The sequence below is a fragment of the Limisphaera sp. 4302-co genome, from assembly GCF_049537155.1.
Classification (GTDB): domain Bacteria; phylum Verrucomicrobiota; class Verrucomicrobiia; order Limisphaerales; family Limisphaeraceae; genus Limisphaera.
The window spans coordinates 23786-38040 of the sequence record NZ_JBMVQZ010000019.1; the positions used below are offsets into that span (position 1 = coordinate 23786).

9 protein-coding genes, 1 tRNA gene and 1 pseudogene are annotated in these 14255 nt (G+C 63.3%); 8 read left to right on the forward strand and 3 right to left on the reverse strand.

All coding sequences use genetic code 11. The features are described 5' to 3' along the window. Nucleotides 1-20: 20 nt before the first annotated feature. Nucleotides 21-96: transfer RNA gene (locus tag ACPDIX_RS14465), tRNA-Glu, on the forward strand. A 16-nt stretch (nt 97-112) separates the two neighbouring features. Next, entirely contained in the window at nt 113-481 is a 369-nt protein-coding gene (locus ACPDIX_RS14470) for a type II toxin-antitoxin system RelE family toxin (RefSeq protein ID WP_423432514.1), read from the forward strand. A 97-nt stretch (nt 482-578) separates the two neighbouring features. Here ACPDIX_RS14470 and ACPDIX_RS14475 read toward each other — a convergent pair whose 3' ends face one another. The 3 genes from ACPDIX_RS14475 to ACPDIX_RS14485 form a co-directional block, all read right to left on the reverse strand. Beyond that, the gene (locus ACPDIX_RS14475) at nt 579-1199 is read right to left on the reverse strand and encodes an HNH endonuclease (protein ID WP_423432515.1); all 621 of its coding nucleotides are present in this window, start codon (nt 1197-1199) and stop codon (nt 579-581) included. 299 nt (nt 1200-1498) lie between these two features. Continuing rightward, nucleotides 1499-2860, reverse strand: a complete 1362-nt coding sequence (locus ACPDIX_RS14480; protein ID WP_423432516.1) for a hypothetical protein — start codon at nt 2858-2860, stop codon at nt 1499-1501. Between the two features lie 51 nt (nt 2861-2911). Then, a complete protein-coding gene (locus tag ACPDIX_RS14485; protein WP_423432517.1) occupies nt 2912-4171 on the reverse strand; it encodes an L-lactate MFS transporter in 1260 nt (419 codons plus the stop codon). Nucleotides 4172-5077: 906 nt separating this feature from the next. Here ACPDIX_RS14485 and ACPDIX_RS14490 point away from each other — a divergent pair. The 6 genes and pseudogenes from ACPDIX_RS14490 to ACPDIX_RS14515 all read left to right on the forward strand — a co-directional run. Next, on the forward strand, nt 5078-6406 hold the full coding sequence (locus tag ACPDIX_RS14490) for an RHS repeat domain-containing protein (RefSeq protein WP_423432518.1): 1329 nt from the start codon (nt 5078-5080) through the stop codon (nt 6404-6406). Nucleotides 6407-8457: 2051 nt separating this feature from the next. Beyond that, nucleotides 8458-9138: pseudogene (locus tag ACPDIX_RS14495) on the forward strand (Druantia anti-phage system protein DruA); the annotation flags it as partial. Further along, on the forward strand, nt 9135-9410 hold the full coding sequence (locus ACPDIX_RS14500; protein WP_423432519.1) for a hypothetical protein: 276 nt from the start codon (nt 9135-9137) through the stop codon (nt 9408-9410). The pseudogene ACPDIX_RS14495 and the gene ACPDIX_RS14500, both read left to right, overlap by 4 nt. A gap of 44 nt (nt 9411-9454) precedes the next feature. Next, nucleotides 9455-10039: a hypothetical protein gene (locus tag ACPDIX_RS14505; protein WP_423432520.1), complete on the forward strand. Its 585-nt coding sequence runs from the start codon at nt 9455-9457 to the stop codon at nt 10037-10039. Between the two features lie 477 nt (nt 10040-10516). Next, nucleotides 10517-13570, forward strand: coding sequence for an alpha/beta hydrolase-fold protein (locus ACPDIX_RS14510; RefSeq protein WP_423432521.1), 3054 nt, complete (start codon nt 10517-10519; stop codon nt 13568-13570). Between the two features lie 467 nt (nt 13571-14037). Beyond that, a partial coding sequence (locus ACPDIX_RS14515) for a transposase (RefSeq protein WP_423432522.1) occupies nt 14038-14255 on the forward strand: 218 nt, incomplete at its 3' end.

Here is a 14255-nt window from a genome sequence, read left to right on the forward strand (position 1 = left end):
TGCTCCCAGGTTGACAGGCTGGCGCGTTCGTCTATCGGTTCAGGACGCGGCCCTCTCAAGGCCGAAAGACGGGTTCGATTCCCGTACGCGCCGCCAACTCCTTTTCAGACCGATGACTCCCTTTCAGATCATCTTCACTCCGGCCGCCGCCGCGGATCTGGCGCGCATGCCGCGAGACCTCCAGCTGCAGATCCTGGGCGAATTCCGCGGCCTGCCCCGCCAGGTGATCGGAACCGAACTGGACGCCTTCGGCAAACTCGAACGCGACGGCCGCATCCTCCACCGCTATCGCCTCGGCGATTACCGCGTCTACTTCGAACGCCACGAGCTGGGCGTGCTCGTCCACCGAATCCTCAACCGCCACACACTCAAAGACTTCCTGTTCCGCTCCGGGTTGAAGGTCCCCGAAGACGAAGCCCTCCAGGAAAACCCCCGTTTCTGGGAAATGATCGAAGCAGCCCGGACCTCCACCCGTTCCTGATCCATGCCGCCCGGGTCGCAGACCTTGCCCGGTTTGCCCCGCCGGCCGTCACCCTTCCCTGAATGCACCACCGCCACCCCGCGACAGCCCCGCCGCGTCAGACCTTGTCCTCGCCCAGCTCGACGTTCCAGTAGGCAAGATCAATAAAGTGCTTCCAGCTCTCGTGGTGTTGAAAACCCACCGTGATGTGCAAAAAGGGACGCCACCGCGGCTTCTTCGGTTTGCGAATCAGCCGCATACCCGCCTCCTGCGGCGTGCGGTTGCCCTTGCGCGTGTTGCACTCGATGCACGAACACACGATGTTCTCCCACGTCGTCGGACCGCCCCGATCCTTCGGAATCACATGGTCGAGGTTGAGATCCTTCCGGTCAAACACCCGGCCGCAATACTGGCAGGTGTTTTGATCGCGCTCGAAAATGTTGTGCCGCGTAAACGTGACCTCCTTCTTGGGCACCCGGTCGAAAAACAGCACCAGAATGATCCGCGGGATGCGGATGCGGAAGCTCACCGTCGAAATGCTGTCCGGATCCGGCTCCGCCTGCGAAAAATCGCTCCACTCCCGAAAATTGAAGGTTTGATACGTCCCATCCGGACGGCAGAGCACAGCCTGGGCATGCCCCTGGAAGAGCAGAGTGAGAGCCCGCCGCGCCGAGCAAACATTCACAGCCTGCCACAGGCGGTTCAACACCAACACCGGCTGATTCAACAAAGAAGCCATACGCCGGCCTCGCAGCATCGCAGCTTATCACAAACGTCCAAGCCCGGTCAACGCGACCCGGGCCGGCCGCGCACTGCCTGCCGCCTTTCCCTCCCGGCCTGATCGTCGCCATGGGCGGGCCGCCGCCCGCGCCTGACACCCCCCGCCCCGCTCCGTGCAGGCCCATCCGCCGCGCCTGAGGATGACTGCCCCGAACCGGCCTCCCCACCCCTGAAAAAAACAGTGGCCCGCTGTTCCCGGCCTCCGGCGGCACCCGAACCGACCCGCCGAACTTCCCGGCCCGCGCGGTCGCGCCCCCTTCAGTAGCTGTAGCGGACGGAAACGCCCACGCGATTCCGGTTGTACTCCCGCCCCTCCGCGTAGGGCGCAAGACGGGTCGAAACCCGGTTGACCGCCGTGTCGTGACTGTAGCTGCACTCCACCTCCCAGTGCTCGTCCAGTCGGTACCGCGCCACGACGCCCGGCGTGTAAATCCAGTCTTCCCGCATCGCAGGGGCCTGCCAGTCGCCGATGTAAAGGCTCAAACTCACGGCCACCGTGAGCGACTCCGTGAACCGATGGTGCCAGCTTGCATGGTAGAGAATATCTTCGTAGACACTGTGGCTCGTGAAGGCCGGTTGCTCATAACGCACGGCCCGGAGGGTGATCGTGTCCCGGGCCGTGGGCAGCAACGTCACCGTCGCGTCCACCCAGTACAGGAGTTCACTCTGACGGAAGGCCGCCGGAGGCTCGTCCCAGTCGCGGACGTCCGGCCCGGCAAGAACCGCCAGTTTCAGCCACGACGCCGGCACACCTTCGAACCCGACCAGGAACCGATGGTAATCGTTGGAATAAGGGCTCTCTTTTCCGAGCAGTTCGCCCTGATGCTGGTGGCCGAATCGGTATCCGATCAGGAAGTGGCCTTTCTGCTCCACAGGCCAGCCGACATCCAACCCGCCTTGGGCGTCCCATCGGTCAATGAAATTGTCATACAAGTACCGGGAAGGTTCGGCGTTGGGCCGTTGATCGGTCCGGAAGTCGTGTACGTACAACGCTGCCACCGGCCGGACAAACCCGCCATCAACCGGCACCGTCGCGCGCCATTGCGTCCGGTACACCACCGCGTCGCGCCGGTCCCGCAGCGGAATCCCGCCAATGGCCCGGCAATCCCCGGGCCGCAACGTGACCGGCCCCAGATGACTGCCATCGATCCCCAGCCATTGATGACGCCAGTCCCACACAAAGCGGTCGCGGTGGCCCCCGACGCTCAAGGTCGCCCGATGCGCCACATGATCCTCCGAAGGCGCATTGTGAAACCACTGAAACTCCGGCGCATAGGATGCGCTCAGCCGGAACAGGTCCCACGGTTCCCATGCCACAGTCGCAGAGGGCGTCACCGAGGTCACCCAGGACGCCAACCTGGCCTGACCAACGGTGAGCCCCTGTGGAGCCGTGACACCGGGCGCCGGTGCGGTGTCCAGAATGTACACGTTGTCATCGTACAGCTCCTGAACGGTCAAACCGGCCCGGAGCGTCACGTTGGAGGCCGGCTGCCAGCCCGCCAGTGCCTCACACGCAGCCATCCCGAGCCACGTGATTCCCGCCACCGCGGTGAACCAGCCGGTGGCGTTCACCCGTAAACCGGGCAGGAGGATGCCGGGTTTGTGGATCATGCGTTTCATACCCCTTCCAGCCCTTGTCCCGGAAAAACCGCGCCAAACCCACCCTCCCACTCAGGCAGCCGCCCGCGTGCCTGCCGGCGCCGGCGCCGGCACGCGCACTGTCAACAGCGCCGCCACAACCAGCAGCACGCCCGCAGTCAGAAATGATGACCCATAACTGCCCCCGCTGTGTGCCGTGAGCATTTGCTGCAGCCGAGGCAGCACCAGCCCGCCCACGCCCCACGCGGTGAAAAGCAGACCGTAGTTCATCCCGAAATGGCGCAACCCCCAGAAGTCCTTCGAGAACGAGGGAAACAATGCCAGGTTCGCCCCGTAATTGGCACCCATGCACGCAGCCACCAGTACCACCAACCAACCGGGCACGGCCGCACCACCCGTCACTGGTATGGCCACGAACATCAACAACGCCTGCAACCCGAGAACCAGCGTCAGAGTTTGTCGGCGCCCCAGCCGGTCCGACAACGCTCCGGCCAGGATCCGCCCCGCCGCATTGCCCACCGCCAGAATCGCCACCGCCACGAACGCCCATTCGCCCATGCTCTTTCTGGCCATCCCGCTGATGCTCCCGATCACCATCAGACCCGCACCCGCGCCCACGAAGTAGAGGAACCACAGCCACCAGAAACGCCCCTGCCGCAGCATCTCACCGGGCGAAGCGCTTGCAGTCGCCGCAGGGCGCGACCTCGAGCCCCCGCCCGCCGGGATCCCTTGGGATGGCGCCGGGGGCGGATTCACCAACAATTGCGCCAACCCACACACCATCACGACAAACCCCACACCAAGGATCAGCATCGAACGCTGCAGGCCGAACCTCCCCAGCAAAAACTGCGATAACGGCGCCAGATACACGGGCGCCAGGCCGAACCCGGACACCACCAAACCCGCAACCAGGCCTGTTTTGTCCGGCGGGAACCATTTCAACGCGGGCGGCGTGGCCGAGGCATATCCAAAACCAATCCCCATCCCCACCAGCACACCAAACCCCAGCAGCCAGAGCGGATAGTGTTGCGTGGTGGAAACCAACACCATCCCCGCCCCCACCAGCAGGCCGCCCAGCGTGGCTGTTGCACGCGGACCCCACCGGTCCTGGCAGCGACCCGCCACAATCATCGTAAAGGCAAACACCAGGCAGCAGAGCGCATACGGATCGTTGAGCTGCTCCCCTTTCCACCCGAACTGCTGCTCGATGGCGCCCTTGAACAGGCTCCATGTGTAGAGAACCCCCAGCGCAAGGTTGATCCCCGTGCCTGCGAGGGCCACCGACCACCCCCGCAAGCCGGGCCGTGACGAAGACAACGACGCTCGTTCCATGAGCCTGCCTACCGGGAATCGGGTCGAAGCTGACACCCCACCCGCGGCCGACGACACACCATCGCCTCTTGCCGCGACCACCTGCTCCAAGACCCGTCCGCACTCCCGATCATCGCCACCGCGGACACAGACTCGGAGAGCGGCAGTGTCATAAGACTACCACATGTATTGATATCAAGCACAAAGCACAACTTTTCTTGTCGAATCCACACCATCCCTTGTCGGGGCCGGGCTCCTACCCGAAGAAAGAACAGGTGAAAAACCGAAGCTTGCACGGCGCCCTGCCTCGAACCGCTCGCACGCCGGGCCACGATCAAGCCCCCGGGCCCGGCTTCCTCCGGCATCGCGCGAAGCCCTGCTGGGACCTCGCGGACGCAAGCGGATCTAGTCGCTCCTGCACCGCACCAGGCACGAGGTCCCCGCCCTCAACATCCCGGGCCGCTTGGGAGCCCGACAACAGCACGGGGCGCGACGCAGAGCGCCTTCAAGCCTCGCCGGCACCACACTCGACGCCCCGCCCCCGGGACCGATCCCGGATCCGTGAGATTCGAGAAGAGGAAAAGCCCCTCGCATTCCGCCTCATCTCTCCGGACAGGCCACCTTGCAAAGCCCGCCCTCAAACCTGCCCGGCTGATCGGGCCCAATATGTGTGGCCGCAAGGGGCGGCAACAAAGGCGCGCCCCCATCGCGACGTGCCGTGAACCCGGAGACCTTCAAATGCCCCGCCAACCCAACCAAACCAGGAAGTCTCCGCGAGATCGCAAACCTGAGACGGTACGCTCGGTGGTCTTCGCAATGGACCCTTGCCTTCCCGGATGAGAGACGCAGCCATGGCAGAACCGGCCCTCCAACGAGTCCGGAGTGGGTGGCCGCCACCGACGCTGCTGGAGCGCCGACACGGCGACGGTGACGTTGTGGTGGGGGGGCAACGAATGGGCGCGGGCCATTCAGCAGGGACGGTACGGGTACGGTGAGGCGTTGGTGAACAACGCGACGGGATCGGTCTGGGTGGTGATCACGAACCTGGGCGTGGTGCGGGGCCAGCCGGACCGGGTGCAGTCGGAGACCCGATCGGCCTTTGCCGCGCAGACGCCGGAGCTGCTGATCCACGACCTGGACGGGAACCTTGTGCGGGATGGGCGGTGGATGTACAGTTGGGATGCTGAGAACCGGCTGACGAGGGTGATCACCGTGGCGGGTCCTTCATCCAGCTTCCGTCGGGTGGACTGGAAGTACGACGCCCAGGGTCGGCGGGTGCGGCAGACTTCGTACGCCTTGAGCAACGGGGTCTGGCAGGTGGTGGAGGACCTGAAGTTCGTGAGCGATCCTGTGCTGTTCGGCCGGCATGTGGCGGAGTTGCATGCCGCCAACAACAGCTTGGTGCGTGCGTACATCTGGGGCCTGGAGCTGTCTGAGACCCTCGACGGCGCCGGCGGAGTAGGTGGTCTTCTCTGGGTTCGGGCTGCCACTGGACCTGCGGCAGGCACCCACTTCGTCTGCTACGACGGCAACGGGAACGTGTGGAACCTGATTTCTGCGTCCACCGGCTCTGAAACCGCCCGCTACGAATACGGTCCCTTTGGCGAGCCCTTGCGTCTGAGCGGTCCTGCGGCCCGTACCAATCCCTTCCGCTTCAGCACCAAACGCATCGAAGACTTCACCGGTCTGGTCCTGTACGAATACGGGGCCTATAGCCCTGCCTTGGGTCGGTGGTTGAGCAGGGATCCTCTGGTCGAGCTATCGGCACCACACTTTGGGAATGAACGGAGCACGCGGGGAGTAAAAAAGGAGTGCCCGATGTGTTCCAGGGCAGCGGACTGTGGAAGCTTGACGTTCTCAAATAACGATCCGATGGCCATGATCGACCTTTTCGGTTTGGCCAGCGGCGTTGCAGCTCCCGCGTTGCGACATGCCTTGCCACCTCGTGAACGGTGCTGCTGCGATGAGACGATGGTGAAGCTGGGGGAGAAAACTCTTCAGAGTCGCTATGGCGAAGCCGTGAGCGAAGCAAAGGCACTTGGGATCACACCGTCTTGGCCACCTCCCTACGGGTCAGGACGAGCCAGTTGCAAGAATTCAAGCATGGACGTGCTTGACTACTTGGTGCCGACACCGAGGTGTTGGCAGTGCTATCTTGAAGAGCGGAATCATTACAAACCTGCCGAGGACCCCAAAGATGAACGCTTGGATCATCAAGTGGTGATCTGCGTGGGGTACTATCGCGACGGCCGCTGACGGGAAATCATATTTGATTGGTGGCGCGGTATTCAAACGCCTGCGGAGTTTCGGGCTGAATACCCTTACTTGGCACGCACGATAGAGACCAAGTACTGGACGCGCTGCAGCGACGGCATGCCCGAGATGCTTCCTCCTGAACACCGAGAACGCTGGCAGGGGTGTCGGGGAATGTGACCGGCACAGGCCTGTGAAGGCCCTTGCCGGGAGCAAGGATGTCGAGGGATGACGTAGCTGTTACAAATTGGCCCGCATCTCGCAGGGAACTTCATATGAGACCTCGTGCAATTGATGTAATCGCTCTTGGCTGGGCTGCGTTCGTGGTGCTGGTTGTGGTTGTGCCTCCACTGGCGAAAAAGTGGGCGCGTGCTGCCCCTACCAGCTGCATCTACAACCTCAAAATGATTTATCTGGATTATTCCCTCTTCGCTTCTGAGCACGGCATTGTCACGCGAGTGTCAACGAACGAGAGCGGCACATGTGAGCTGGCTGAGCGAGGTGACGGGCCGGCGGTGCACTTCCGGGCAATCGCTCAGAACGAAGGGATCCTGCAGCATCTTGTGTGCCCGACAGACAAATTCCGGGCAGCTGGCAAAAGAGAGACATTGTCCGACACCAATGTATCGTACTTCTTGAGTCTGAACCCACCGACTGATGCTTGGCGGGTAGCCCATCTGTCAGGTTCATGGACAAGCCGCTGGATTCTAACTGGAGACCGGAATCTGAATGTCCGCCAGGCGATGAAGGAGGCATGGTGGGACGCGACAAAGGGGCTTCATGGGGAGAGGGGGTACATTGTATTCTTGGACGGGTCCGTCGAGTTTCTGGGCCGTACGGAACTGAGGCGCGTGTTTGAGGCTGGGGGAAATTGGAGCAACCGGCTCGCGATTCCGCCTTAATTCCACAGGCTGGGTCTAAAACGTGGCGCTGACACACCATGAAACTCGCTGACGTCGGGTAGCCGGTGATGTAGCGACGACATCTCAGTCGTGGTTCGGATATTCCTGCAACATCCGATCGCTTCAAGGCGAATGACCTGGAAGAATGTTTGAAGTGCTCCAGGCCGAGGTCCCGAATCGGTATAAGGCGCTGTATGGTGTGATCATAGCCAAGGCCAAGCGCTGCAGCGCAGCGCTAGTCTCAGCGAACAGAGCAAGGCCTACGCGTACATGTCTGTATGCATACAAGTGAGGTGGTAGGATCAGCTCGGGCTGAGACTTATGCGTGCATGCTCCACGTGTATTGCGAGCGCATTGCGGATCCTGTGAAGAACCCCAGGGGCGGCCTCGGACCGACAAAAGCAAAGCACAGGCCGGGATCTTCTAGCTGCTGGACAACGGAGACAAATGGAAGGATCTGCCTCGACCTTTCGGGTCCAAAAGGGCGATTCAGCGGTTCTTCCAGGGCATGGTACGGGACAGGGTATGCGAGCGGTCGTCGCGCGGGGGCAACTTGGGAAACCGCAGCGGTAGCATCGGCTCCACGAATGCTTTTGGGTGTCGGCGTTGTGTTCGCCCCGAGGTGGCGACGGTCGATTGTGAGACTCGGGTGGGGGAGGCGGTGGTGGTGGTCCATTAAGGAATATCAGTGGTGGCAGTGACAGATGCAGGGGAAATGACTCAAAGAATACCACCGAGGAGCGGAGGACACGGACGTGTCACAGAGGTGGGGACAGGCCCGGAGCCTTTGAAGGTACGGGTGTGGCTTTTTGGGCCCTCCGCCTCAGGGCTGTTTCATCTGAGAGTGGAAGTGGCTGAAGGGAGGAAGGAGGTTGCGAAAAAGGCCAAACCTGCCGGCCCCCTTCTGGCACCACTGGGGCATGGACCGAACCTCGGCAAGCTCCGAACAGGCCTGGCTGCGTCGGGTGCGCGTGCGGTTGATCGAAGAGAGCGAACGTCTCAGCTTCGACCAGCTGCTTGAAAAACATCACTACCTCCACTACTGCCGCCCGGGCGGGCGCAGTCTCCGCTACGTGGCCGAGCTCGATGGCCAGTGGGTGGCCCTGCTGAGCTTCAGCGGGGCGGCCCCGCACGTCAAAGCCCGGGGATCGGAAGATCGGCCGGACTGCGCGCCAACGGGTCCGGCGGCTGCATTTTGTGGTCAACAACAGCCGCTTTTTGGTCCTGCCCGATCGGGGTCGCCATCCCAACCTGGCCTCGCGGGTACCGGGGCTGTGTCTGAAGCGGCTCAGCCGGGACGGGCAGGCCCGTTGGGGGTATCCGGTGCTGTTGGTCGAGAGCTTCGTGGACGAAAGCCGGTATCGGGGCAGTTGCTATCGGGCCTGCGGGTTTGAGCCGGTGGGGCTGACGGCCGGCCACAGCCGCAGCAGCCGGGACTATTACCTGCAGCATGGCCGGTCCAAGCAGCTGTACCTGCGGCCGCTGCATCCCCGGGCGTTGGAGCTGCTGCGGCGGCTGCGTCTGCCTGCGGCCCTGGCCGTGCATGAGCCGAAGCTCAGCGGGCCGTGTTTGCTGCGGGTGGGGCAGCTGGGTTCGTTGTGGGGGTTGTTCCGGCAGTTGAAGGACCGGCGCCGGGGGCATGGTCTGCAGCATCCCCAGGCCTTTGTGCCGGGGTGTGCGGCGGTGGGGCTGTTGACGGGGGCCGGCACCTACGAGGGCTTTGCCGAGGTGGCACGCAAGCTCAGCCACGCGCAGTTGCGGGCCCTGGGGGCGCGGCGCAACCGCAGGACCGGCCGGTGCCGGGCCCCAGCGCCAGTACGTTCTTGCGGGTGATCGACCGGGTGGATCCGGCCGAGTTTGACCGGCTGGTGGGTTTGTGGATGCTGGGCCGGGAGCCGTCGGTGCTGCAGGCGCTGGCGCTGGACGGCAAGTGTCTGCGGGGCAGCGGCGGCGGGGAGGGCAAGCCGTTGCAGTTGCTGTCGCTGGTGGGGCATCGGCTGCGGCTGACGCTGGCCCAGAGGCGCATCGAGGACAAGAGCAACGAGATTCCGACGCTGCAGCCGCTGCTGCGGCAGCTGCCTGCGGGGTTTGGGAGGGCAGCCTGATCAGCGGCGATGCGATGCACTGCCAGCAGGGGTCCGGTGCGTTTGTGACGCAGGAACTGGGGGCTGACGATCTGTGGGGGCTCAAAGGCAACCAGAGCAGCATCCCGGAGCGGGCGCAACGGCGCCTGCCGCGGGAGTTTTTTCCCCCGGAGTCTGACACCGGCTGGATCAAGGAACAGGGCCGGCTGGTGCGGTGGCGGATTCAGACGGTGGTGGTCAGTCCGGAGCAGATCGGTTTGTGCGGCTGCTGGCTGTTGATTCTGGTGGAGCGGTGGCAGCAGCTGGTGCGGCGGGGCAGGGTGATGCGCGAGTCGGTGGAATACGCCTGGTACTGCAGCAGTGTCGCGCCGGGTCAGTACACGGCGGCGCAGTTGCTGGGGTTCATTCAGGGTCATTGGGCGGCGATGGAGAATGGGTCGCACTACCGGCGGGATGTGAGTCTGGGAGAGGATGCCTGCCGGATCCGGGGACACAATCGTGCGCAGGTGATGGCGACGTTGCGGAATGTGGTGCTGGGGCTTTTTGAGCTGCGGAAGGACCGTGGCAGGACGCGGGCGCGGAGTTTTCCGAGCTGGCGGCGGTGTCTGACGGTGGGGCAGATGATCCGGTTGATCATCCGGGGGCCGTAGGGGGCAAGGTGGCTTTGGAGGTGCGAGGCTGTGGTGGAAGGGGCCGGTGGTCGGCCCTTTGGCGATGGCTCGTAGCGGACCGGGGAGTCAACCGGCCGGACGGCCGCCTCTGGCTGGGCTTGCGGCGCCGGGACATGCGGTTTTCCGGCGCGCCGGGGCCCGGCGGAAGTTTTTGATCGGAGCGCACGGCGCTCTCGGACCCCTCTGGGCCACGCAGATGAAATAGCCCTGGACAGCTCGGCAAGCCATGGATCAGAGTGCTTGACCGTCGGCGAGCGCTGGCAAAAAGATGGCTGTGCGTGAATGTTCGGGGGATGAGCTTGGTGCCCCTGGTCGCGAGCGACCTACAGCGTGCCCGGCCGCTCCCGGCCCAACTGACCGGGGCGTGGTGGCTTCGAGATTGGCACTGTGGCGGCTTACCCCCAAGCTGGTCCGGTCTCTCGGCCTTGCCACCCCCCATAAACCCTGAACCAGCCCATGAAAACAAGCCCCTTGAAATGGACACTCGTTGCTCTTGCGCTGTTGAACGGCGCCTGGTGCCTGGCGCAAATGGAGCAGCCGGTCTTGGAGGATTTCGAGCCTTCCTCGCTGAACCAGCCTGGCAAACAGTATCCTCAGGTCAACTCCGAGCGCCGCATGCGTGTGCGTCTGGTGGCGCCCCAGGCGCAGAGTGTGGTGCTGGACTTTCTGGGCGGCGCCAAATACCCGCTGAGCAAGGGCGAGGACGGCGCTTGGGTGGGGGTCACGCGCCCCTTGGACGAAGGGTTCCATTACTACCAGCTTGTGATCGATGGGGCGGGTGTGCCCGACCCTGGGACCTTGTATTTCTACGGCGGCGGTCGCTGGGGCAGCGGCGTGGAGGTGCCCGCCAAGGACCAAGAGTTTTATGCGCTGAAAAATGTGCCGCATGGCCAGTTGCGGCAGGTCCTCTACTACTCCAAGAGCGCGGATGCGGTCCTCCGTTGCTTTGTCTATACGCCGCCCGACTATGACAAGGACCCGACCCGGCGGTATCCGGTGCTGTACCTGCAACATGGCGGCGGTGAGGATGAGACCGGCTGGCCCAACCAAGGGAAAGTGGGCCTGATCATGGACAACCTGATCGCCCAAGGCAAAGCCAAGCCGTTCATCATTGTGATGGCCAACAGCTATGTGCCGGGTGCGTTCGGGCTTGGGCGTGGACCGGCGGCGGGTCGATCCACCAACGCCGCCCCGGCGCGCGGCACGAACGCGCCTCTGGCTGGGCGGGGCCCGAGCGGACGGCTGTTCGACTTCAGCGCCTTCTCAAATGTGTTGCTGGACGACCTGATTCCCTTCATTGACGCCAACTTCCGCACTCTGGCCGATCAGCCCAACCGAGCCATGGCCGGCCTTTCGATGGGCGGCATGCAGACCCGGATGATTACACTGGCCAATCTCGACAAGTTCTCGCACATCGGCATCTTCAGCGGCGGGAGCCTTGCCCCTTCGGACATACCGGACTTGGAGGCGTTCAAGCAGAAGGTCAAGGTGGTGTTCATCAGCTACGGCAGCCGTGAACTGGAGAGCGGTCGCTATAGTTTTGGCGGCGACCCCAAGGCAAACACCGAGGCCCTGAAAGCCGCCGGGGTGAATGCCTTCTTCTACGTGTCTCCGAACACGGGCCACGAGTGGCAAAGCTGGCGGCGCAGTCTGCATGCCTTTGCCCAGCTCCTGTTCCAAGACCGGCCTACTGGATTCACATCGTCGCACGAGATGTATGCGATGAGCGGGGCCGGATCGGCACCCGCTGCTGCCGTCCCTACGCCTGCGGCGAGGCCCAGCGCGGTCGATGTCACCGGCACTTGGAAAACCGACTTCGACTCACTCATCGGCCAGCAGTACTACACGTTCACCTTCAAGCAGGAGGGAACGAAGCTGACGGGCAAAGCCAAGTCGCAGGTGGGCGACCGCACCCGCGAAGCCGAGTTAACAGAAGGCAAGGTGGAGGGCGACACGATTTCGTTTGTGGAGCTGCTCACTTTCGGGGACCGAGAGATTCGCATCACCTATACCGGCAAGCTCTCGGCCAACGGCAACGAAATCCGGTTCACGCGGCAGGTCGGCGAATTTGCGCGGGAGGAAATCGTGGCCCGGCGCGATGCGTCGGCTCCGACCGCCACCCCGACCCCGGCGCCCGCTACGAGAACAATCCGGATCAAGGCCGGGCGATTCGAGCCGGTCAAAGATGCCGAAGGGAACGTCTGGATGCCCGATCAGGGCTTCGAGGGTGGGCAAACGATCGAGCGGCCTGACCTCGAGATCGCCAACACCAGGTCGCCTGACCTCTACCGGGCGGAACGCTACAGCATGGAGTCCTTCTCCTGGCCGGTGCCCAACGGCAAATACATCGTCAAGCTGCATTTCGCAGAAACCTTCGAGGGCATCACCGGTCCGGGCCAGCGCGTGTTCTCGTTCAACGTCCAGGGCAAGGAGTTCAAGGACTTCGATCCGTGGGTCAAAGCCGGGGGCTTTGCGCGCGCTTATATCGAGACGGTCCCCGTCGAAGTCACCGACGGCAAGATCAGGATTACGTTCACACCGAAAATCGAGAACCCGCAAATCTGCGCGATCGAAATCATCCCCCAATCCGACGGCGACACCAGCACTGGCACGCCCGGCGCCGCAACCACTGCAGCTTTCGTTGCCGGTGAACCGACGCCCGCTCCCGCTGCGCCCGCAGGCCCGGCCGGGCGAAGCGGTCGGGGTGGATTCGGTGGACCGATCACGCTGGGGCCGGACGACAAGCCGGCCTTTGACGACCCGCCGGCCGGCATCACAACCAGGGGCGAGGGCATCCCCCGTGGCAAGCTGGAGATGATCGAATACGACTCCAAGACCGTCGGCACGAGGCGGCGGATGCAGGTCTATACACCGCCGGGCTACTCGCCCGATAAAAGGTATCCCGTGCTCTACCTCCTGCACGGCATCGGCGGCGACGAGACCGAGTGGCAGCGGTTTGCCACCGTGGACGTGTTGATGGACAACTTGATCGCGGACGGCAAGGCCGTGCCGATGATCGTGGTGATGCCCAATGGCCGTGCCCAGAAAGACGACCGGCCCGGCCCCAACCCCATGGCCACAGCCCCGGCGTTCGCCCTCTTCGAGCGGGAGTTGCTGGACGACGTCATCCCGGCCATTGAATCGCGGTATTCGGTGCAGGCCGACCGGGAGCACCGGGCGATTGCAGGCTTATCCATGGGCGGCGGCCAGGCCCTGAACATCGGCCTGGGACACTTGGACACTTTTGCCTGGGTGGGAGCCTTCTCCGCCGCACCAAATACCAAGCCGCCGGCGCAACTGGTGCCCGACCCGCAAGCCGTCAAGCAAAGACTGAAGCTGCTGTATCTTTCCTGCGGCAAAAATGACGGTTTGATCCGGATCAGCCAAGGGGTGCATACCTTCCTGAAGGAAAGAGGGGTGCCGCACATCTGGCACGTTGACGGATATGGCCACGACCCGACACACTGGCGGAACAACCTGTGGCAGTTTGTGCAACGGCTCTTCCAGTAGTTTCACCCTGCTGCAGCTTTTGCAACGCCAACAAGCTGGGCGTAGAGTCCAACGCCACGCTTGCAGCCGGTTGGACCAGGTGAGAAACACGCACCACAACGTGATGGAAAAGCCACTGTTGACCGCTTGCGGAATGTTACCAGGAAGGGACGAACACGAGAACCTGTCCCAAAACCATAGACAAGCATTTGTGACTTAGCGATCATGCAGTCGTGCTGAAACTTACAGACAGGCTGTTGGATTGGTTTTAGCCTGTGACAGGCCCAGCACCTCCTGTCTGGGTTGCTGTGCCGCATCTGCGTGGTCCGACTCTGGACTGCCCAAACGGTCTAAAACGTCGAGGATCGGGTGGAGAGGCTAAAGCCACTGCCGATCCCGGCTCGCTCGCCCAAGTCCAGCCCGACGCCCTAGAACCTATTCCAAAGGCTTGAGTTTATATGGCGATCACAAAGTAACCTGCGGTCGTGGTGCGACTGACCGATGAACTGTTGGATTGGTTCTGCGCACGTATTGCCGATCCTCCCAAGAACCCCGGGGACGGCCGCCCCCGAACCGACAAGCGCAAGGCAGTGGCGGGCATCTTCCGGTTGTTGGACCACGGCGCCAAATGGAAAGACCTGCCCCGGCGATTCGGCTCCAAGAGTGCCGTCCACATGCCTTCCAGCGCTGGGGGCGGGAGGGTGTA

What these genes read in the sequence shown, in the direction of transcription:
- ACPDIX_RS14470 (WP_423432514.1), top strand. Translation starts at nt 113, where the DNA reads ATGACTCCCTTTCAGATCATCTTCACTCCGGCCGCCGCCGCGGATCTG.
- ACPDIX_RS14475 (WP_423432515.1), bottom strand. Translation starts at nt 1,199, where the DNA reads ATGGCTTCTTTGTTGAATCAGCCGGTGTTGGTGTTGAACCGCCTGTGG.
- ACPDIX_RS14480 (WP_423432516.1), bottom strand. Translation starts at nt 2,860, where the DNA reads ATGAAACGCATGATCCACAAACCCGGCATCCTCCTGCCCGGTTTACGG.
- ACPDIX_RS14485 (WP_423432517.1), bottom strand. Translation starts at nt 4,171, where the DNA reads ATGGAACGAGCGTCGTTGTCTTCGTCACGGCCCGGCTTGCGGGGGTGG.
- ACPDIX_RS14510 (WP_423432521.1), top strand. Translation starts at nt 10,517, where the DNA reads ATGAAAACAAGCCCCTTGAAATGGACACTCGTTGCTCTTGCGCTGTTG.